The following is a 21,141-nucleotide window of genomic DNA, read 5'->3' as shown; positions in this document are numbered from 1 at the left end:
TATCCTTAGCAACGGAACTTTGCTAAATTGCGCACTTATATATTTTAGACGTCTAGATGTCTTAATTGACATCAAACGCAACACAGGAACGCAATCACATGAGCAAAGTATCATTGCCCAAAGACAAAATCAAAATCCTTCTCCTAGAAGGCGTACACCAAAGTGCTGTAGATACCTTACACAGCAATGGTTACAGCAACATTGAATACCTCAAGACATCTCTTCCTGAAGATGAGTTGATTGAGAAAATGCAAGATGTGCACTTTGTCGGTATTCGTTCACGTACCCAAATCACAGAAAATGTGGTTGCCAATTCACCAAAGCTTATCGCTGTTGGATGTTTTTGTATTGGCACTAATCAGGTTGATTTAAAAGCCACACAGATTCGCGGCATCCCAGTGTTCAATGCCCCGTTTTCCAATACTCGATCGGTTGCTGAATTAGTGTTAGGAAGCTTGATTTTACTGCTTCGTGGGATCCCATCTAAAAACGCCAAAGCGCATCGCGGTGAATGGGAAAAAAGCGCCGTAGGCTCTTATGAAGCACGAGGCAAAACTTTAGGTATTATTGGCTACGGTCATATTGGTACACAGCTGTCTATTCTAGCTGAACATCTCGGCATGCGAGTGCAGTTCTTCGATATCGAAGACAAGCTCGTATTGGGTAATGCAGTCCAAATAAAGACCTTGAAAAAACTATTAAATACCTCTGACATTGTCAGCTTACACGTCCCTGAGACGGCTGATACTCAAGATATGATTGGTGCTTCAGAATTAGCTGAAATGAAAGACGGTGCGATTTTGATAAATGCTGCACGCGGTACCGTCGTTGACATCGATGCCCTCGCACAAGCATTAGAATCAGGTAAACTTAACGGAGCACTTGTCGATGTATTTCCAGTTGAGCCCAAATCAAATAATGAAGAATTTGAATCACCACTGCGCAAATTTGACAATGTTATCTTAACCCCGCATGTAGGTGGCTCAACGCAAGAGGCTCAAGAAAATATTGGTATTGAGGTAGCTGGTAAATTGGCGAAGTACTCAGACAATGGTTCGACACTTTCTGCCGTAAACTTCCCAGAAGTCTCCCTTCCAGGTCATGCCAAGCATTCACGTTTATTGCATATCCACGAAAATGCCCCTGGTGTATTGACGCAAATTAACCAAGCCTTTGCTAAAGAAGGCATTAACATTGCAGCACAATATCTTCAAACGAATGAAAATATTGGTTATGTAGTGCTTGAAGTTGAAACTGACCGTGCCGAAGATGCCTTTGCTGAACTTGTGCAGATCAAAGGCACCATCAAAACACGTATTTTGTTCTAAAAGAAGCTGTATACTAAGGTCACGGAAGTCTCAGTATCGAGATTTTCGCGGCCTTCATCCACTTCCGTATTGTGATCTAACTTTAACGACACTTTCATTGATAAGCCGTTGGCAAGTTTTGCACTGACTGAGGTTTTCGAACGTGATTTGACGTTATCTTCACCGTATTCTGTACTAAATACTTGGGTTAATTTGGCGTTATCCGATAATTTATACGAATAGTCAATGGCACCACGCAAGATCACACTGCTCAAGTCTTCTCCCATTTGATCTTCAGCAAAGCTGTAACCCGGACCGACTGAGTAACTGAATCTTTGTTGTTCTGTATCGAGCACTTTTTCGTTCCAACCAAGCGCGACAGTGGACTGAAAAGCAAAATTCGAGAAGCGATCATCCTCGTAAGAAGCGAATGCAAACAAGCGTTGTCTTGGATTGGTCAATTTGTAGTTACCCTGTCCTGAAATAAAGAATTTTTGGGCAGTGGTTTCGGTACCATTATCTAATTCATCTTGTTTGTAAAGGACTTCAGCCGTGTACTCGTTACTCCAATCCGTTAGCTCTTGCGTGCTTTTTAAACCGGCTGACAAAGAGGTAGTTTCAGTATTGCCTGAAGTCAAGATAAAGCCAAACTCACCGTCCATTGTAAACGGTTTTTGGACATCCTCTGCGTGCGCCGCTGCACCAACTAATACGGCAACTATTGCAGTAGCTAGTCGCAATTTCATAGTGTATTCCTGCTGTTTTGTAGATTAAATTATGGATCTTATTCGCATCTGGTTGTGCTTGTTGATACATCTGTAAGATTTCAGTGCATTTTAATTCAGAACCCTTCAATGAACCAGCATTGAAGAATCTTTGTTCAGCTATTTTATGTCTTCATTGATCCATCAAATAGCTTGGGCTTGCATTAGTATAGACATAACCGTCTATTGTGCGAGCTAAAACAAAGAATCTTGTTGTGGTATCGACTCTTGAACTTGAGTAGGTTGTGAGGTATTGGCTTGGCTTTGCTTGCGTTTGAGGTAAGAGGCTTTACGCCTGGAGCAAGCATCGTTGATTTGCTTGCGTGTATTATTATCGATATTAAGCCAGTGCAACCTTTCGTCTCTCGAGCGAAAACAGCCTGTACAATAACCACGAGGGCCATTAGTACACACTCCGATACAAGGACTAGGGACTTCAAAGATTTCAATTTGACGCATAGTGCTTAAGATACACAACTTTTTTGAATTTACAAAAAAAACCTGACTTAGAAAACTAAATCAGGTTTTTTGCAATAAGTTAAACGTGCAGAATATTACTTCTTTTTCGCTTTTGGATTTGGCATATCCGTGATGCTGCCTTCGTAAACTTCAGCGGCCATACCAATGGATTCATTTAAGGTTGGGTGAGCATGAATGGTCAATGCAACATCTTCAGCATCCGCACCCATTTCGATCGCAAGACCGATTTCACCAAGCATTTCACCAGCATTTGTACCGATGATTGCCCCCCCAATGACACGACCTGTATCTTTATCGAAGATCATTTTGGTCATACCGTCTGTTGCTGCTTGAGCAATCGCACGACCTGAAGCCGCCCAAGGGAATACTGCTGCTTCGTAGTTAATGCCTTGCTCTTTCGCTTCTTTTTCAGTGAGACCAACCCAAGCAATTTCTGGCTCAGTATACGCAACTGAAGGAATGCAACGCGGATCAAAGTAATGTTTCTGACCAGAAATGACTTCAGCCGCCACATGACCTTCATGTACCGCTTTGTGCGCAAGCATTGGTTGACCAACTAGGTCACCAATCGCATAAATGTGCGGTACGTTAGTTTGCATTTGCTTATTAACATTAATAAAGCCACGCTCATCAACCGTTACACCTGCTTTTTCAGCAGCAATAAGTGAGCCGTTTGGACGACGACCTACTGCAACAAGCACTTTGTCATAACGCACTGGCTCTGCTGGGGCTTTTTTGCCTTCAAACGTCACATATAAACCGTCATCTTTTGCTTCCACCGCGGTAACTTTGGTTTCTAGCATCACGTTGAACTTGTCTTTGATGGTTTTCATGTAGACTTTGATGATGTCTTTATCGGCAGCAGGAACGAGCTGATCTAAAAACTCAACCACGTCAATCTGTGAACCTAAAGAGCGATATACTGTGCCCATTTCAAGACCAATGATACCGCCACCTAGAACAAGCATCTTGCCTGGGATGTCTTTCATCTCAAGTGCACCCGTTGAATCAATCACACGGTCATCTTCTGGGATGAAAGGCAGAGCAACTGGTTCAGAACCTGCTGCGATGATGGCATTATCAAAGGTAATGGTCGTGACGCCATCATCTCCTGTCACTTCTAATGTGTTAGAGCCTGTGAATTTGCCGTAACCTTGTACATGCTTAACTTTGCGCATTTTTGACATGCCGCCCAAGCCTTTGGTCAACTGGCTAACTACACTGTCTTTCCAAGCACGAACTTTGTCTAGATCGATTTGTGGCTCACCGAATGTGACACCGTGACTAGATAAATGCTTCGCTTCTTCAATCACCTTTGCCACGTGTAATAACGCTTTTGAAGGAATACAACCGACGTTTAAACACACACCACCAAGCGTAGCACGTGCATCCACTAGCACGGTTTCAATCCCTAAATCCGCTGCACGGAATGCAGCACTATATCCGCCTGGACCTGCACCTAGTACGACTAGTTGCGTTTTTATTTCGCTCATTATGACCTCAAAACTTGGAGTTAATATGACAGGGAAATTGTACCCTGTTTTATCCGTTATGTTCAAAAAAACACAACGATTTCAATCGATTAAATTGAGCCAGAGGTTTTCACAACCCCTGACTCAGACACTGTTATAGCAATATGTTACGCAAATCTTCTAACGCATTTTTCAAGTGAACCGTGAAGCGCGCGGCGAGCGCACCATCGATCACACGATGGTCGTACGATAAAGATAACGGCAACATTAACCTTGGATCAAAATCTTTACCATTCCACTTTGGTTTTATCTCAGATTTTGACACACCCAAAATCGCCACATCTGGGGCATTGACAATTGGCGTAAATGCCGTACCGCCAATACCGCCTAAGCTTGAAATGGTAAAACACGAACCTTGCATATCTGCGGCCTTTAATTTGCCCTCACGAGCTTTGATAGAGATCTCCATCAACTCTTGTGATAACTCATAAATACCTTTCTGGTCTACATCACGTACCACTGGTACAACCAAACCATTAGGGGTGTCTACCGCAATCCCGATATGGAAGTATTTTTTGAGAATTAAACTCTCACCATCGACCGACAATGAGGAGTTAAACGTTGGATAGGCTTTTAAAGCATCTGCAGCGGCTTTCATCATAAACACAAGTGGCGTGATTTTGAAGCCTAACTTGCGCTTTTCAGCCACCACATTTTGCTGCTTACGAAAATCCTCTAAATCCGTAATATCCGCTTCATCAAACTGTGTAACATGTGGGATCGTCACCCAGTTGCGGTGCAAATTAGGGCCAGATAGTTTTTGAATACGCGTTAACGGCAATTCTTCTACCTCACCAAACTTGCTAAAATCAACTTTAGGTTGCGCAATCACTTGCAGACCGCCTTCACCACCACCTGTTGCTGGCGCGGCAGTGGCTTTTGGACGTGACAATTCGTATTTCACATAAGACTGCACGTCTTCTTTTACGATACGGCCTTTGTTGCCAGAGCCTGTGACTTGGGTTAAATCAACTCCAAACTCACGGGCTAAACGACGCACTGAAGGTGATGCGTGCACACGACCAGTACGCTTGATCTCTCCCGCTGACGGGTGATGTGGCACAGGTGGTGCTTTACTAACAACGGGTGCCGTAGCTGGCGCAGTGGCTTGTGGCGCCGGAGCAGGAGCCGCTGGTGTATCAACAACTGGTGCCCCGGCAACTTCTAAATCAATAACCAAAGAGCCCTGTGATACTTTATCCCCTACAGACGTGTGAATCGCTTTGACTATACCCACCTCTGGGCATGGTACGTCCATAGACGCTTTATCCGTCTCTAGCGTAATCAAACCATCTTCGGCTTCAACTTTATCACCCACTGCGACTAATACATCAATCACATCGACGTTCTCATCACCACCAATGTCAGGGACAGTCACTTGAATGGTGCTTTGAGCAGCAGATGTTGCGACCACAGCTGGTGCAGGTTGGGCTAGTGGTTCAGCTGTTACATGAGGCTGTGCCGCAGTGGCAGAATCAGTCGCCCCAGTCGATACAGCTAAGTCTATGACAAGGGAACCTTCAGAAACTTTATCACCAACCGCGGCATGAATCGCCTTAACGACACCAGCCTCTGGGCATGGTACGTCCATAGACGCTTTGTCAGTCTCTAGCGTAATCAAGCCATCTTCGGCATCAACACTATCGCCTACAGCCACTAATACTTCAATAACGTCTACATTTTCATCACCGCCAATATCAGGTACAGTGACTTGTATAATGGATTCACCGCTCGGCGCCTCCGCTTGGACTGTTTCCACCGCAGGCGCTTCACTAGCCACAGGCGCTTCAGTTGCTGTCGCATCTCCTGAGTCAGCACTGGCAATCTTTGCCAATAACGTCCCTTCTGAGATTTTATCCCCCACCGCGACACAGATCTCACTGACGCTGCCACCAAACGGTGCAGGGATATCCATAGAGGCTTTATCAGACTCTACTGTGACAATGGCGTCTTCAGCATCAATACTGTCGCCAACCGACACACAAATTTCAATGACTTCAACCGAATCCTCACCCAAGTCAGGGACGAATACATCTTTCATATCAGACATGTCTTTGCTCCTTAGGCGTAAAGTGGGTTAATTTTGTCTGCATCAACACCTAGCTCTACAATCGCTTTTGCTAGGTCTTGAGCTTTATAATCGCCAGCTTTCACCAGCTCATACAACGCCGCAATAGCGACAAACTCAGCATCGACTTCAAAGTGACGACGCAAGTTCTGACGGCTATCTGAACGACCAAAACCATCGGTACCCAACACGCGATAAGATCCAGGAACAAAGGCACGCACTTGTTCAGCATACGCTTTGATGTAGTCAGTGGCTGCAATGGTTGGACCTGAATTGCCGGCTTCGAGTACCTCGGTGATGTAAGCTTTTTGTGGCTTGTCAGTCGGGTGCAACATGTTATGACGCTCAACTGAAAGACCATCACGCCCTAACTCGTTAAAGGAAGGCACAGAATACACTTCTGATTCGATGCCAAATTTCTCAGCTAGTAATGTAGCTGCTTCACGCACTTTCAGCAAAATCGTACCTGAACCTAAGAGTTTGACTTTAAGTTTGCTCTTACCAACAGTGTCCAGTTTATAAATACCTTTAATAATGCCTTCTTCACAGCCTTTTGGCATTTCTGGTTGAACGTAGTTTTCGTTCATTACCGTCAAGTAGTAGAAGACGTTTTCTTGTTCTTCTAGCATACGGCGTGTACCGTCTTGTACGATGACTGCCATTTCATAGCCATAGGTTGGGTCGTAAGAAATACAGTTTGGGATCAGGCCCGCTTGAATGTGCGAATGACCGTCTTGGTGCTGTAAACCTTCACCGTTTAGTGTGGTTCTACCTGCCGTACCACCGACCAAGAAACCGCGACATTGGCTATCGCCTGCCGCCCAGGCCATATCACCAACACGTTGGAAGCCAAACATAGAATAATAAATGTAAACCGGCAACATCGGGACATCATTTAATGAGTAAGAGGTCCCTGCAGCGACGAATGAAGACATCGCGCCAAGTTCGTTTATCCCCTCTTGTAATACCTGACCTTTTTTATCTTCACGATAGAATGCCACCTGATCGGCATCCTGTGGTACGTATTTTTGACCTTCATTGGCATAGATACCCACTTGACGGAACAAGCCTTCCATACCAAAGGTGCGTGCTTCATCTGGAATGATCGGCACGACGTGCTTACCCATTTGCTTGTCTTTGAGTAATGTTGTTAATACGCGCACAAAGGCCATCGTAGTAGAAATTTCACGGCCGTTTGAGCCTTTGGTCACAGCTTCAAATGCTTTCAGCGGTGGCGCTGGAAGCTCTACCGTAGATTTGGGTAAACGTCGCGGCATAAACCCATGTAACGCATCACGACGTGCTTTTAAGTACTGATACTCTTCTGACGCTTCGTCAAACTTATAATACGGTAAGTTTTCCAAATCTTCATCAGAGACAGGGATATTAAAACGATCGCGGTAAATACGAATGGATTCTTTATCCATTTTCTTCACGTTGTGAGCGATGTTTTTACCTTCACCTGCCGCACCTAAGCCGTAACCTTTGACTGTTTTCGCTAGAATAACTTGAGGACGGCCTTGGGTTTCTGAGGCTTTTTTGTAAGCTGCGTAGACCTTCACCGGATCATGACCACCTCGGTTTAGACGCCAGATATCATCATCGGACATGTTGGCGACCATTTCTTTGAGCTCTGGGTATTTGCCAAAAAAGTGTTCACGGGTGTAAGCTCCACCGTTTGCTTTATAGTTTTGGTATTCCCCATCCACGGTTTCATTCATCAAGTCTAATAACTTACCTGAGGTATCACGGGCCAGTAGTGGATCCCAATAGCGACCCCAAATGACTTTGATCACTTCCCAGCCAGCACCGCGGAATGTGCCTTCTAACTCTTGGATGATCTTGCCGTTACCACGAACTGGACCGTCTAAGCGCTGTAAATTACAGTTAATCACGAAGGTTAAATTATCTAAGCCTTCACGAGATGCCAGGCCAATTGCTCCTAAGCTTTCTGGCTCATCTACCTCACCGTCCCCCATAAAGCACCACACGCGTTGGTCAGAACAATCTTTTAAGCCACGGTTGGTTAAGTATTTCAAGAAGCGCGCGAGATAGATCGCTTGCATCGGACCTAAGCCCATAGAAACCGTTGGGAATTGCCAAAAATCAGGCATTAATTTAGGGTGCGGATAAGAAGATAGACCCTCACCCGAGACTTCCTGACGGAAATTATCTAGCTGACTTTCGCTTAAGCGACCTTCAATAAACGCACGTGAGTAAATACCTGGTGAAACGTGTCCTTGTACAAATACAAAATCACCGCCGTCTTTGTCATTCGGCGCGCGGAAGAAATGGTTAAAACCCACATCGTACAACATCGCTGATGACTGGAATGACGAGATGTGACCACCCAGCTCTAGGTCTTTTTTAGAGCCACGCAATACCATCATCAACGCATTCCAACGAATCGCATTGCGAATTTTGGTTTCAATGGTTTGGTCACCAGGCATTGTTGGCTCTTGTCCGGGTGGGATGGTATTCAAATACGCTGTAGTCGCATCATATGGTAAATGTGCGCCGTTGCGACGAGCTTTTTCAATAAGTTGCTCAAGTAAAAAGTGAGCACGATCCACGCCTTCTGCTTCTAATACAGATTCTAAGGATTCTATCCATTCCTGCGTTTCTTGGGGATCGATGTCAGCTAAAATTTGTTCTGTCATAAGGGGTCCTGTTAGCTTAATTTGAATTTACATCAATGCGACGCATGGCTCGTTGTACTGCAGTGTCACGCTGATTGATGTCCAATAAAGTGGTTTCGATATATACCAGCAAAGCATTGCTAGTGGTGCGAGCGGTATCGGGATCTTGTGTCACAATCGCAGACACAATTTTTTCCCGATATTCTTTAATGATGCTTCCAGCGTCAGGCACGATTTTGAGCATCTCGAGATTTTTATGGATATTTTCTTGCAACATGCCTTTGAGGCTGCGCATGACGTGCTGCAAGATCATATTATGCGTGGCTTTAGCCATCACCAAATAAAATTCACTCAGTAAGTGCGCCTCGTGCGCTATCTCTAATTGTTCTTCCGCTTGCAAGGCAAGCCATGCACGCTGTAAGTTTTGATAATCTTCAGGTTGACCTCGTAAAGCGGCGTAATAAGCGGCCATACCCTCTAAAGCATGGCGAAACTCTAGCAGATCAAACTGTGTTTCAGGTCGATTCGCAACGAGTGCTAACAATGGGTCGGTCATGTTCGCGTTGAGCTTTGAGCTGACGAACGTGCCTCCGCCCTGTTTGCGCTCAACCAAACCTTTAGCTTGTAAGTTTTGGAAAGCCTCACGCAGTGAAGGGCGAGAAACATTAAACTCTTCAGCCAAGACTCGCTCTGCAGGTAAGCGTTCACCTGCAACGAACGAACCGTCGAGGATCATACTTTCGAGTTTTTCCGTAATAATATCGGATAATTTTTGTTGTTTAATGCCGGCCATGAGTTCTCAGCTTGTAAAAAAAATTTACTAAATAACCACATTGGTAATACCATTTACCCAAAGTTTAACTGAGAACAATGATTAACACAACCCCACTGTTTTTTTATAAACATAAAAGTTGCGTTAGGACTGTAATAAATAGGAAAAAAGACTTGGTAAAACAATAGTTAAAGAGAAATCGAAAATAAAGCACCACGATCTCTTACCACTATTGGATGACACCCAAAAGGGTTAAAATAGCGACTATTGATAAGATAAATAATATATTTCGTTTAGCTAAGCTGACCAAAGTAACGGCCTCGGTTACCAGATCATCAGGCTCAGATTGAACGTCTTCTGCTGCGATTGCGACTCTAGTTAATACGTCTTTAGCGCAAGTACTCGTATCAAAACACAAAGACAACCACACTGGAAGGGCGCGAGAAAAGTGCCCTACAATCAAAAAGCCTACGGCAGCCAGACGAACTGGCACCCATTCAACCACTAGTAGGATTTTTTGTGTGGTATGTTGTAGTCCTAAGGCGTGCTTTTGTGCATAACCATTGAGCACACGTAACGTCCCATATGCGATCACACCGAATACATTAAATACAACAAAGAAAAAAATCGGTGCGGCATAGCGCTGGTAATTAAGCCAGACAAGATGCCCGGCAAACGTTTGTGGGCTGTGATCTGGTAACCCCAAATTCCTTGCATACATATCACAAGCTTGCAAATCACCTCGCTCAGCCGCTTGCAAATAACATTTAAACGCTTCTCGTAATGAGTGGCTTCCTATGCTCACAAACAATACAAATAGGGTCACGACAAAAGTAACCAAACCAAGATTGAGTATATGTAATAGTATGGCAACGGAAATAGCCGGGCCAAGCCACATTGCAAGAAACTGCCAAACAGTGGTTTCTGGGCACAATAGCTTTCGCTCTACTAACTGTTTTTTATATAAGGTGTAGTAAAAATCAGTCCGCAAATAATGGGGTTTTTGTACCATGCGCTCAGTGAACAAGGTAAGTAACAGATAAATGAGAGTCATGTGAGAGATTCCATCGCAACGTGTGAATGTTGATGTTTTGCTTGTAATGCCTGCCGATATCTAGCCCAGTCAAAGGCAAAACCTGGGTCGGTCTTTCGTCCAAACGCTATGTCATTATGCCCAACAATTCGTCCAATGGATATGGCTGAAAAATGCGTTTGAATAAAAACACTCAACTCCACCAATGCTGAATATTGCTCTGATGTATACGGCATGTCATCACATCCCTCCAATTCAATACCAATACTAAAATCATTACAAGCCTTGCGACCTTGAAACGAGGAGACTCCAGCATGCCAGGCCTTTTTATCAAAAGGGACATATTGCGTGACGCGCCCATCACGACGAATACAAGCATGTGCAGAGACTTGTAATCCTTTAATTTGCCCAAAAAAAGGATGATCCTCTGATGAAAGTTTACCTAAAAATAAATCATCTATGTAGTGACCGCCGTATAAGCGAGGAGGCAGACTGATATTATGAATCACCAACAATGATACGTCGGTATGGTCAGGCCTTGCATTTTGATATGGAGAAAGCTTCACATCAGCCAGAGGATAGATCATTATTGGTATATTATTTTGGTCTAATGAATAATGCGTATTTTATCGTCATGTTCAACTTGGATACAAGCAGAAGGGGAAGCGAACTTGAAGGAAGAATCCAATCCACAAAAATCATCTATAAGTGGTGTGTTTGTTATCGGAGCCTGGCTTAGCATTCTCTTTATATTGGTGATTATTTATTCAGAATATCTTGCCAAACAACGTCACCCCAACATAGATTCTGAGGCGGTATCCGATTCATCAGGGTATACTTTGGTCTTGCAACAAAATAGACAAGGCCATTATTTATTGGACGGCTTGATCAATGGTGAAAAGGTCACATTTCTACTTGATACCGGTGCTACAAGCGTATCAATTCCAGCACATCTTGCCACAAGATTAGGCTTAGAATCGGGTAGACCGTTTCCTGTTATGACAGCCAATGGCACAGTTACAGTGTATGAAACTAAAGTGCCAACACTTATCCTTGGTAATATTCCATTCAATAATGTGCAAGCTCACTTAAACCCAGGCATGCGCAGTGACAAAATATTATTAGGCATGAATGTCCTAAAAGATTTACAATTCACCCAGACCAATCAGCAACTCACAATTACAATTCCACGATGAGCACTAATTTAAAAGCAAAGTATCCACAGCATTTGGCAACTGACGAATTGATTTCAATTGATGTAATCCACAACAACGTTGCCGGTGCATTAGCTGAAGATCTCGGAATAACATCTAGCGCTGCATTTGCATCTGATTGGTTATTACAAGATGTCACAGCACAATTGATTGCGCCCGATACGGTAAAAACCGCTCATGTGATTTGTCGTGATCGCGCCACTATTGCTGGCTGTGCTTGGGTTGCTCATTGCTTTGAGCTGTGCGACCCCAACGCCGAAGTAAGCTTTCATGTTGCCGACGGTGACATCGTTGAACCTGATACATTATTATTTACAATCAAGGGCAATGCTCGAGCGTTATTAACCGCCGAACGTACTGCGTTGAATTTTTTACAAATGCTCAGCGCTACGGCAACACAAACTGCGCACTATGTCGATTTGGTTGGCGATAATTCACTGCGCATTTTGGACACGCGTAAAACCATTCCTCATTTGCGTTTGGCACAAAAATACGCGGTGCAATGCGGCGGTGGTCAAAATCATCGCATTGGTCTGTATGACGCCTTCCTGATCAAAGAAAATCACATTTTTGCCTGCGGTGGTATTGCACCAGCAATCTCTCAAGCTCGCCACAATCACCCTGAGCTTCCTGTCGAAGTCGAAGTAGAGAACTTAGACGAGTTTGAGCAAGCCCTTGAGGCAGGTGCAGACATCGTCATGCTTGATAATTTCTCAACAAAACAGATCCAAGAGGCAGTAGCACTTAACGACGGTCGCTGTAAACTAGAAGTCTCAGGTAACATTACTGCCGAGCGAATTGCAGAGCTCAGTTCAACTGGCGTGGATTTTATATCCAGTGGCGCTTTGACCAAGAATATTCTCGCTGTGGATTTGTCTTTGCGTATCATCGACTGATACGCAGACAATCTAGCACCTATGTTAATGGTTGTGATGACAGTAAACATAGGTATAAACCTTCGTACCGACAAACCATCTCGCGCTTCATATACTTCCAATCAAGTAATGAATACATACCTGTTGTAAACGGACGTTGTTTAACAAACTAAAACGTATTACGCGGAGATGATTATGAACACTTTATTCACTAGCAAAAACAACCTGGGTTTTACCTTAATTGAATTAATGATTGTGGTCGCAATTATCGGCATACTCGCCGCTATTGCACTGCCTGCCTATAGTAACTACACGAACAAAGCTGAATTTACCGAGGTCACTCAGGCTACAGCTGCGGCCAAGACAGCCGTCGGAGTCTGTGTCCAAGTAACTGGAGCAACAACAAATTGCAACGGTTCATCTAACGGGATTCCAGATAATATCACTACTGGTGATGTAACCGTCACTACAACAGCTGGTGTCATTCTTGCTACCCATGATTTAGGTACGTACACATTGACTCCAACTGTTGCAACTAATGGTCGTGTTACTTGGGGAGCCGTTTGTAACCCTGCAACCTTATGCTAATGAACTCATGCCATTTGATATTTAATAAAGCCCTGCATTGTGTTGGGCTTTTTTGTCAGACCTTTTGTCACTCGTTAAGGAATAAGCTATGGCCCAGTCTTCATTTATGTATTATTGGCAAGGCGCTGACCGTCGCGGTAATAAAGTAAAAGGAAAATTGACCGCCGCCTCGCCCAAAGACGTCAAACTCATATTACGCAAGCAAGGGATCAGTGCGCAACACATTAAATTAGTCAAAAAATCTTGGCTCTCAGTTGCTAAAGATAAACTCAATTCAGAAGATATCTGTGTCCTCACTCGACAAATAGCCACAATGCTCAATGCTGGTATAAGCATTATGCAGACACTCGATATGTTAGCTAAAGGCCATGCAAAAGCAGAAGCCCGAGACGTATTACGGAGCATCGCTAGTGAGGTCAAAGCGGGGAATCCGCTTAGTGTCGCTTTGCGCAAATACCCCAAACACTTTGGTGACCTATATTGTGATTTGGTAGCAAGTGGTGAGCAATCCGGTGCACTGGAGCAGATTTTTGAACGCATCGCACTTTATCAAGAAAAAGCAGAAGCCTTAAAATCTAAAATAATAAAAGCCATGTTCTACCCTATTGCGGTTGTGGTCGTCGCATTGATTGTCACAACGATTTTATTGATTTACGTGGTGCCGCAATTCCAGGATATTTTTGCTAGCTTTGGCGCAGAACTTCCTGTTTTTACACAATTGGTATTAAATATATCCCAATTTTTGCAAGATTACGGCTTTGCCATTTTAATCAGTTTTATTGCTTGTTTTTGGGGGAGCAAAAAAAGTATAGAGCGTTCACCTGCTGTGGCAGATAAAGTCGATGCTCAAATATTAAAACTCCCTATTGTCGGCGAAATCCTAGAAAAAGCCGCCATTGCTCGCTTTGCCAGAACCTTAGCCACCACTTTTGCCGCGGGTGTGCCTTTTATTCAAGCTTTAGATTCAGCGGCTGGGGCAGCTGGCAATGCCATCTACCGCGATGCTATTCAATTTGTTAAAAAAGAGGTATCAGGTGGTTCGCAAATGCACATTGCAATGCGAGCGACGACCTTGTTTCCTGATATGGTCGTGCAGATGATTGCTATCGGTGAAGAATCAGGATCTGTCGATGACATGCTAGGAAAAATATCAGATATTTACGAGCGCCAAGTGGAGGATATGGTAGATGGTTTAACCAGTTTATTAGAGCCCCTAATCATGGCTGTGTTGGGCGTCGTTATCGGTGGCTTAATCGTTGCGATGTATTTGCCTATCTTCCAAATGGGCAATGTGGTATAACATTTTGTAAACTAACCATTTTGGCATTTTGGCCGCGCAATGAATATCTTTGAATCCATCGCTTTCACCTTTACTACCTACCCACTTGCATTCTTAGTAACGGTTTGTTTGTTAGGTTTATTAGTCGGTAGCTTTTTAAACGTGGTGATCTATCGATTACCCATTATGATGCAACGCGAATGGCAATCTGAATTCATTCATTATTTTGCTCCAAAAGAACGACCAGACCCTCCCGGAGGTATTGCCTTAAGTGACAAATTTAATCTTGCTCACCCACGTTCAGCATGTCCTAATTGTAAGCGCTTGATTACGGCGACAGAAAACATCCCGATTGTATCTTACCTGCTCAAAAAAGGGCGCTGTCAACATTGTGATCACTCTATCCCTAAACGCTACCCGATAATTGAGGGAATGTCCGCCTTGCTTTCATTATGGTGTGCTTTGCATTATGGACCAACACTACAATGTGCCGTTATGCTGATCGCCACTTGGACATTAATCAGCGCAGTATGTATAGATTTGGACCACATGTTATTGCCTGACCAACTAACCTTACCTTTGTTGTGGATGGGATTATTAAGCGCAACCCAAAACTGGTTTGTGTCGTTAGAGGATGCCGTATGGGGAGCCGTTATTGGGTATCTCATACTGTGGATTATTTATTGGGGATTTAAGCTTCTCACGGGCAAAGAAGGCATGGGCTATGGTGATTTTAAGTTACTAGCCGCATTAGGAGCTTTTGTTGGATGGCAACATTTAGTCCTCATCATTTTATTATCATCTGTGGTTGCCCTAGCCGTTGCTTTGATCGCACAAGTTTTCCCGAATCAAAAACAACCTGATCCATCTCTTCCCAAGGGCGCATTTCCCTTCGGTCCTTTTTTGGGCATTGCCGGCTGGATTACTATTCTTTATGGTGAAACGATTGTTACCTGGTATTTTGCATGGATGGGGATAGCCTAATGTCGGTACCGATTATTGGTCTAACCGGAGGAATTGGCAGTGGTAAGAGTTTTGTTGCTGAATGCTTTGCCCAACACGGTATTGATATTGTCGATGCCGATGTCGTTGCCAGAGAAGTAGTGGGCCCTGGAACTGAGGGATTAGCAAAGTTGGTTGCCTATTTTGGTAAAGATATCCTTGATGATCAGAATACGCTTGACCGAGCGAAGTTAAGAAAAATCGTCTTTGTTTCTCCTGAAAAGACTCAGTGGTTGAATGAAACCTTACATCCACTGATTAGAGATAAGATGAAGCAGTCTTTAACACAAGCTAGTTCAAGTTATGTATTGTTTGTAGTCCCTCTACTGTATGAAAACAAATTATACGAATGGTGTGACCGAATATGTGTAGTTGATTTGCCAGAATCCCAACAGTTATCTCGAGCAAGTGCTAGGGATAACAATTCGGAAGAGCAGATCAAACACATCATGGCCAACCAGTGTTCAAGAAATGAACGGCTATCCATTGCACACGACGTCATTGATAATAGTAAAAATAAGATAGATACAGCAAAACAAGTAGAATTTTTACACAATGTTTACAAAAATCTTCGTTATGACTTGAAAAAGTCATAAATATGGTGTTTATTGCTACATGTTGTATGGAGTGTATTAATGAATCAGGCCAACTTTGAGTTCCCACTCAATGAAAAAGTCCGTAATTATTTAAGAGTTGAACATATGTTCAATTCTATTGCAGACCTTGAATCTTGTTGCGCCAAAAACAATGAAGTGACTTTTCTACGCAATTTATTTCAACTACTTGATTTGATAGAAAGAGTGGATCTGAAAAGTGAATTGATTAGAGACCTTAATATTTATACTCAACATTTAAATCATTGGCTGACCTTTCCCAACGTAAATAAAGATAAACTCAACACCGCGCTTGATGAGGTAACCCAAACAATTGAAGCCTTAAACACCTCACCTCGTATCGGCTGCAGTCTCAAGCAAGACAGATTTTTATCTGCAATCCGCCAACGCTTTTCTATCCCAGGAGCGACTTGTAGCTTTGACTTACCAAAACTGCATTTTTGGTTAAATCAATCCTCTGAATCAAAAATTAAACAAATGCAAGATTGGTTAGCCCCCATGCGACTCCTACAAGAATCGATTCGCCTAGTGTTGACATTTATTCGGCAGCGAAAACCGTTAGAAGACGTTACCGCGACGAATGGCTTTTATCAAGGTGTTGCAGACAACAAGGTTGAGTTGATTCGGATTGAGTACAGCCATACTCTAGACTATTATCCAACATTAAGTGGCAATAAATACAGGTACGCTGTAAGATTTATTCGCTTTAATGATGACAATCAGCCCGAAAACGATAATAATAAAGACATCTCTTTTAAACTTGCGAGCTGTTAATGCACGTCAACTGTCCAACATGCCAAACTTCGGTAGAATGGAGTAAGGCATTTACTTATCGCCCTTTTTGTTCGAAGACATGTCAATTAATTGACCTGGGTGAATGGGCAGATGAAGAAAAAACCATTCCATGTGGTGCATCAAAAGACCATCAAGCCAATATTATACCCAATGAGGAAGATATTGAGGCCTTTTTAGCTCAGCAAGAAGACACTTTTTTTAAAGAATAATTAGTATGCCCTCAATTTCTTCTGTCGCAATAGTAGGCGGCACTCATGGTAACGAGCTTACCGGAATACATCTCATCAATAACTTAGCTGGGGGCATTCACAGTTTGCCTGATTCTTTGGATTATAGTTTCCTGATTGCAAACCCCGATGCTGTTGCTGCCAATACTCGTTTTATAGACGTAGATTTAAATCGTCAATTTGCATTGGATAACTTAGCTTACCAAGCAAACTCTCTATATGAGCTTAACCTTGCCCAAACCATCAATCGTAAAATTGGGCCGAAAGATAACCCTCGCACCGATTTAGTCATCGATATCCACAATACTACCTCCAATATGGGGGCCACGTTGATCGTCCTAGAATCGAATGATTTTTATCGCAATATGGCAGCCTACCTGAAACAACAGATGCCAAGTGCTCACATTCTTGTTGAAGACGAAGTCAGTTACTTAGAACATCCTTACCTTTGCACGTGTGGGAGATACGGCATTATGCTCGAACTCGGAGCTCAACCTCAAGGCGTATGTAGAGCCGATGTCTATGCCCAAAGTGTTGAGATGCTTGGTCACATTCTTGAATATATTGTCTTGTACAATCGCGAAGCAGTACCAGAGTTTGGCGGTTTTGAAGCCTATAGGCTTCTCGAAGTGATGCATTTTCCATTGTCGGAAGAAGAAAAAATACTAGGCCTTGTTCATCCAAACATCCAAGATCGTGACTTTGCTGTTCTAGAACCAGGTCAACCTATGTTTTTAATGTTTGATGGAAGTTGTATTAATTACGACGGCGAGCAGAGCGTTTATCCTCATTTCATTAATGAAGCTGCTTATAAAGCAAGCGCAGTGGCCTTTGCCACCGCCGATAAATTTATTTGGTAAGTTCCAGTAAGCTATCTATGATTGGTTGGTTGGCCTCGGGGAATGTCAAGGATGGTAGTTCACTCAACGCCACCCAACGTCCCTCTAGCCCTTCTTTTGATTCAGGTTCACCATTGAATAAGTGTACCCAAAAAACGTGTAAGTGAACCGTCTTCTCAGGATACTCAAAAGTAATCACAAACTGAGCTTCACCATCCAGAATGCTGATCCCTACTTCCTCTCTGAGTTCACGAACCAAGGCATTGAAAGGGGTTTCATCGCCCTCTAATTTACCGCCAGGAAATTCCCACTTACCGCCTTGATGTTGCGTCTCAGAGCGCTTAGTGATATAGCAAGCACCATCTCTGAGGATCACCCCAACCGCAACATCGATGTCAGATGAAGATTGAGTCATTAAAGTTTACCGCAACATTGCTTGTACTTTTTGCCTGAGCCACAAGGACAAGGTTCATTTCGACCTACTTTAGGCTCTGTGCGATTACCGACTCTGACAGTGCCCGCCGGCTGGTTATCCTCATTGGTTTTGGTCGCTTTTGCAGCTTGTTCTGCACGCTGACGTTCGACTGCATCCACATCTTCTTGAGCTTGTACTTTTACTTTAGACAGCAGACTAATGACTTCTGCTTTAAGGTTGTCAAGCATGGCTGCAAATAACTCAAAAGACTCGCGTTTGTATTCTTGCTTTGGATTCTTTTGCGCATAACCACGTAAATGAATACCCTGACGCAAATAATCCATCGCCGCAAGATGCTCTTTCCAATGGTTGTCTAAACTCTGCAACATGACAGCTTTTTCGAACTGACGCATCACATCTTCACCAACCATGTCAACTTTGGCTTGGTAAGCTGCATCTATCTCAGCGTGAATTTTTTCGCGCAGTTTTTCTTCAAACAGCTTGTCGTCTTCATCAAGCCATTGTTGCAAAGGCAATTCGACTTGAAAATCGGCTCTTAAACGCTCTTCTAAACCGGGTACATCCCACATCTCTTCCAATGACTCAGGTGGAATATATTCGCTGATAATATCGTTAACCACATCATTGCGAATTGCGGCTATCGTTTCGCCCATGTCACCGTCTTCTAGGAGCTCATTACGCTGTTCATAGATCACTTTACGCTGATCATTTGCAACATCATCATATTCCAAAAGCTGTTTGCGAATATCAAAGTTACGCGTTTCGACTTTGCGTTGGGCATTTTCAATGGCTCGAGTTACCCAAGGATGCTCAATCGCTTCCCCTTCTTCCATACCAAGACGTTGCATCATTGCGCCCATTTTTTCGGATGCAAAAATACGCATCAACGGATCGTCTAAAGACAAATAAAAGCGCGAAGACCCCGCATCACCTTGCCGTCCTGAACGGCCTCGCAACTGATTATCGATGCGCCGTGATTCATGGCGTTCGGTACCAATGATATGCAGGCCGCCGGCTTCTAGCACCGCTGCATGACGCTCCTGCCAGGCTTCGGTCAACTTTTGACGTTTAGCTTCATCAGTCACACCTTCTAGCTCAGCTTGTAAATTACCACCTAATACAATGTCAGTGCCACGACCAGCCATATTTGTGGCAATGGTTACAGCTGCTGGCATCCCAGCTTGGGCGACAATTTCAGCCTCTTGCGCATGAAACTTGGCATTGAGGACCTTGTGTTTGATTTTTTCTTTTTTGAGAACAGAAGACAATAGCTCTGAATTTTCAATCGAAATCGTGCCTACCAAGACTGGCTGACCTCGTTTCACACATTCTTTGATGTCTTCAACAATCGCTAAATATTTTTCGCCCGCTGTGCGATAAATCAAATCGGACAAGTCTTTGCGGACCATAGGCTTATTGGTTGGGATAACAACCGTTTCTAAACCATAAATGTGCTGAAATTCAAACGCTTCAGTATCTGCAGTCCCTGTCATACCACTGAGTTTTTCGTACAGTCGGAAGTAATTTTGGAAAGTAATAGATGCAAGAGTCTGATTTTCGTTTTGGATCTTTACGCCTTCTTTCGCTTCTACGGCTTGATGTAAACCTTCAGACCAACGACGTCCTTCCATCGTACGGCCAGTGTGTTCATCGACAATCACAATTTCTTCGTCTTTGACAATGTAGTCCACATCCTTGACAAAGATTTTATGCGCTTTAAGAGCTGCGTTAACGTGTTGTAATAAGGCAATATTCGCAGAAGCAAATAAAGAGTCACCTTCTTTTAATATGCCTGCTTGAATCATGAGTTCTTCAACGTATATTTGACCTTTTTCAGTCAAATAAACTTGTTTAGCTTTCTCATCTACCGTGTAATGACCTTCACCAACTTCTTCTTCAGTATCTTCTTTTTCCTGCTGAACAAGTTTAGGAACCAAAGCATTAATTTGCTTATACAGCGCAGAACTGTCTTCAGCTGCACCAGATATAATTAGAGGCGTTCTTGCTTCATCAATTAAAATCGAATCCACCTCATCGATAACAGCATGATACAAACCGCGTTGAACTCTATGTTCAGGACTATATGCCATATTATCGCGAAGGTAATCAAAGCCAAATTCGTTATTTGTGCCGTAAGTTACATCACACGCGTATGCCTCAACTTTTTCTTGCTGAGACATACCTGGAATATTACAGCCGACGGTTAAACCGAGGAATGAAAATAACAGACGCAATCCATCCGCATCACGTTTGGCAAGGTAATCATTGACTGTAATGACATGGACACCTTTACCGGTCAAGGCATTGAGATAAGTCGCCGTAGTTGCAGTTAACGTTTTACCTTCACCGGTACGCATTTCAGCAATCTTACCTTCGTGCAAAATCACACCACCGGTCATCTGCACATCAAAATGACGCATACCGTAAACGCGTTTACTGGCTTCACGAACCACAGCAAATGCCTCTACAAGAATGTCATCTAAGGTTTTGCCCTCAGCTAAAGCTTGTTTAAAAAACGTGGTTTTACCCTTTAGCTCTTCATCTGATAAAGCCTCTAACTCAGCTTCAAGTTGGTTAATTAACTTAACGCGTTTGTTTACTTGTTTGAGAATGCGATCGTTACGACTGCCAAAAATTTTCCGTGCGATTGATGAAAACATGCTGTAATAAATTCCGT

At 43.4% G+C, this 21,141-nt stretch carries 20 protein-coding genes; 10 read left to right on the top strand and 10 right to left on the bottom strand.

All coding sequences use genetic code 11. The features are described 5' to 3' along the window. Nucleotides 1-98: 98 nt before the first annotated feature. A complete protein-coding gene (serA, locus tag NLG07_RS05830; protein ID WP_254856759.1) occupies nucleotides 99-1,328 on the top strand; it encodes a phosphoglycerate dehydrogenase in 1,230 nt (409 codons plus the stop codon). Here serA and NLG07_RS05825 read toward each other — a convergent pair. The 8 genes from NLG07_RS05825 to ampD all read right to left on the bottom strand — a co-directional run bounded on the left by NLG07_RS05825 (nucleotide 1,325) and on the right by ampD (nucleotide 11,182). Next, nucleotides 1,325-2,053 carry a YdiY family protein gene (locus NLG07_RS05825; protein WP_254856758.1) on the bottom strand — a complete coding sequence of 243 codons (729 nt, stop codon included), beginning with the start codon at nucleotides 2,051-2,053 and terminating at the stop codon, nucleotides 1,325-1,327. The two genes, serA and NLG07_RS05825, sit on opposite strands and share 4 nt — an antisense overlap. Nucleotides 2,054-2,266: 213 nt before the next feature. Continuing rightward, nucleotides 2,267-2,530, bottom strand: a complete 264-nt coding sequence (locus NLG07_RS05820; protein ID WP_254856757.1) for a DUF1289 domain-containing protein — start codon at nucleotides 2,528-2,530, stop codon at nucleotides 2,267-2,269. Between the two features lie 95 nt (nucleotides 2,531-2,625). Then, nucleotides 2,626-4,044, bottom strand: a complete 1,419-nt coding sequence (gene lpdA / locus NLG07_RS05815) for a dihydrolipoyl dehydrogenase (protein ID WP_254856756.1) — start codon at nucleotides 4,042-4,044, stop codon at nucleotides 2,626-2,628. A 133-nt stretch (nucleotides 4,045-4,177) separates the two neighbouring features. Then, nucleotides 4,178-6,133 carry a pyruvate dehydrogenase complex dihydrolipoyllysine-residue acetyltransferase gene (gene aceF / locus NLG07_RS05810; protein ID WP_254856755.1) on the bottom strand — a complete coding sequence of 652 codons (1,956 nt, stop codon included), beginning with the start codon at nucleotides 6,131-6,133 and terminating at the stop codon, nucleotides 4,178-4,180. 11 nt (nucleotides 6,134-6,144) lie between these two features. Then, nucleotides 6,145-8,811 carry a pyruvate dehydrogenase (acetyl-transferring), homodimeric type gene (aceE, locus tag NLG07_RS05805; protein ID WP_254856754.1) on the bottom strand — a complete coding sequence of 889 codons (2,667 nt, stop codon included), beginning with the start codon at nucleotides 8,809-8,811 and terminating at the stop codon, nucleotides 6,145-6,147. 16 nt (nucleotides 8,812-8,827) lie between these two features. Then, complete coding sequence (locus tag NLG07_RS05800) at nucleotides 8,828-9,583, bottom strand: GntR family transcriptional regulator (RefSeq protein WP_254856753.1); 756 nt, start codon at nucleotides 9,581-9,583, stop codon at nucleotides 8,828-8,830. 208 nt (nucleotides 9,584-9,791) lie between these two features. Next, nucleotides 9,792-10,616: a regulatory signaling modulator protein AmpE gene (gene ampE / locus NLG07_RS05795; protein WP_254856752.1), complete on the bottom strand. Its 825-nt coding sequence runs from the start codon at nucleotides 10,614-10,616 to the stop codon at nucleotides 9,792-9,794. Further along, nucleotides 10,613-11,182, bottom strand: a complete 570-nt coding sequence (gene ampD / locus NLG07_RS05790; RefSeq protein WP_254856751.1) for a 1,6-anhydro-N-acetylmuramyl-L-alanine amidase AmpD — start codon at nucleotides 11,180-11,182, stop codon at nucleotides 10,613-10,615. The genes ampE and ampD overlap by 4 nt, the downstream gene beginning before the upstream one ends. 30 nt (nucleotides 11,183-11,212) lie before the next feature. Here ampD and NLG07_RS05785 point away from each other — a divergent pair, with 30 nt between their 5' ends. The 9 genes from NLG07_RS05785 to NLG07_RS05745 all read left to right on the top strand — a co-directional run bounded on the left by NLG07_RS05785 (nucleotide 11,213) and on the right by NLG07_RS05745 (nucleotide 18,049). Then, nucleotides 11,213-11,791, top strand: a complete 579-nt coding sequence (locus tag NLG07_RS05785; RefSeq protein WP_254856750.1) for a TIGR02281 family clan AA aspartic protease — start codon at nucleotides 11,213-11,215, stop codon at nucleotides 11,789-11,791. After that, nucleotides 11,788-12,705 carry a carboxylating nicotinate-nucleotide diphosphorylase gene (gene nadC, locus NLG07_RS05780; RefSeq protein ID WP_254856749.1) on the top strand — a complete coding sequence of 306 codons (918 nt, stop codon included), beginning with the start codon at nucleotides 11,788-11,790 and terminating at the stop codon, nucleotides 12,703-12,705. The genes NLG07_RS05785 and nadC overlap by 4 nt, the downstream gene beginning before the upstream one ends. 174 nt (nucleotides 12,706-12,879) lie before the next feature. After that, entirely contained in the window at nucleotides 12,880-13,272 is a 393-nt protein-coding gene (locus tag NLG07_RS05775) for a prepilin-type N-terminal cleavage/methylation domain-containing protein (protein ID WP_254856748.1), read from the top strand. 88 nt (nucleotides 13,273-13,360) lie between these two features. After that, nucleotides 13,361-14,572 carry a type II secretion system F family protein gene (locus NLG07_RS05770; protein ID WP_254856747.1) on the top strand — a complete coding sequence of 404 codons (1,212 nt, stop codon included), beginning with the start codon at nucleotides 13,361-13,363 and terminating at the stop codon, nucleotides 14,570-14,572. Nucleotides 14,573-14,611: 39 nt separating this feature from the next. Continuing rightward, nucleotides 14,612-15,535: an A24 family peptidase gene (locus NLG07_RS05765; protein ID WP_254856746.1), complete on the top strand. Its 924-nt coding sequence runs from the start codon at nucleotides 14,612-14,614 to the stop codon at nucleotides 15,533-15,535. Further along, nucleotides 15,535-16,149: a dephospho-CoA kinase gene (gene coaE, locus NLG07_RS05760; RefSeq protein WP_254856745.1), complete on the top strand. Its 615-nt coding sequence runs from the start codon at nucleotides 15,535-15,537 to the stop codon at nucleotides 16,147-16,149. Before NLG07_RS05765 ends, coaE begins: the two co-directional genes overlap by 1 nt. Nucleotides 16,150-16,188: 39 nt before the next feature. Beyond that, the gene (gene zapD / locus NLG07_RS05755; protein ID WP_254856744.1) at nucleotides 16,189-16,941 is read left to right on the top strand and encodes a cell division protein ZapD; all 753 of its coding nucleotides are present in this window, start codon (nucleotides 16,189-16,191) and stop codon (nucleotides 16,939-16,941) included. After that, nucleotides 16,941-17,171 carry a DNA gyrase inhibitor YacG gene (gene yacG, locus NLG07_RS05750; protein ID WP_254856743.1) on the top strand — a complete coding sequence of 77 codons (231 nt, stop codon included), beginning with the start codon at nucleotides 16,941-16,943 and terminating at the stop codon, nucleotides 17,169-17,171. The genes zapD and yacG overlap by 1 nt, the downstream gene beginning before the upstream one ends. Before the next feature lie 5 nt (nucleotides 17,172-17,176). Next, nucleotides 17,177-18,049 (top strand): aspartoacylase, encoded by an 873-nt coding sequence (locus NLG07_RS05745; RefSeq protein WP_254856741.1) that lies wholly within the window; start codon nucleotides 17,177-17,179, stop codon nucleotides 18,047-18,049. Here NLG07_RS05745 and mutT read toward each other — a convergent pair. Together mutT and secA are read right to left on the bottom strand one after the other, a co-directional pair. Continuing rightward, nucleotides 18,039-18,443 (bottom strand): 8-oxo-dGTP diphosphatase MutT, encoded by a 405-nt coding sequence (mutT, locus tag NLG07_RS05740; RefSeq protein ID WP_254856739.1) that lies wholly within the window; start codon nucleotides 18,441-18,443, stop codon nucleotides 18,039-18,041. The genes NLG07_RS05745 and mutT overlap by 11 nt on opposite strands. Continuing rightward, complete coding sequence (gene secA / locus NLG07_RS05735) at nucleotides 18,443-21,124, bottom strand: preprotein translocase subunit SecA (RefSeq protein WP_254856738.1); 2,682 nt, start codon at nucleotides 21,122-21,124, stop codon at nucleotides 18,443-18,445. The genes mutT and secA overlap by 1 nt, the downstream gene beginning before the upstream one ends. Nucleotides 21,125-21,141 lie beyond the last annotated feature (17 nt).

It is taken from the genome of Alteromonas sp. LMIT006, assembly GCF_024300645.1.
In the GTDB taxonomy this organism is placed as follows: Bacteria; Pseudomonadota; Gammaproteobacteria; order Enterobacterales; family Alteromonadaceae; genus Opacimonas; species Opacimonas immobilis.
This window is presented reverse-complemented; position numbering and strand designations above follow the sequence as displayed.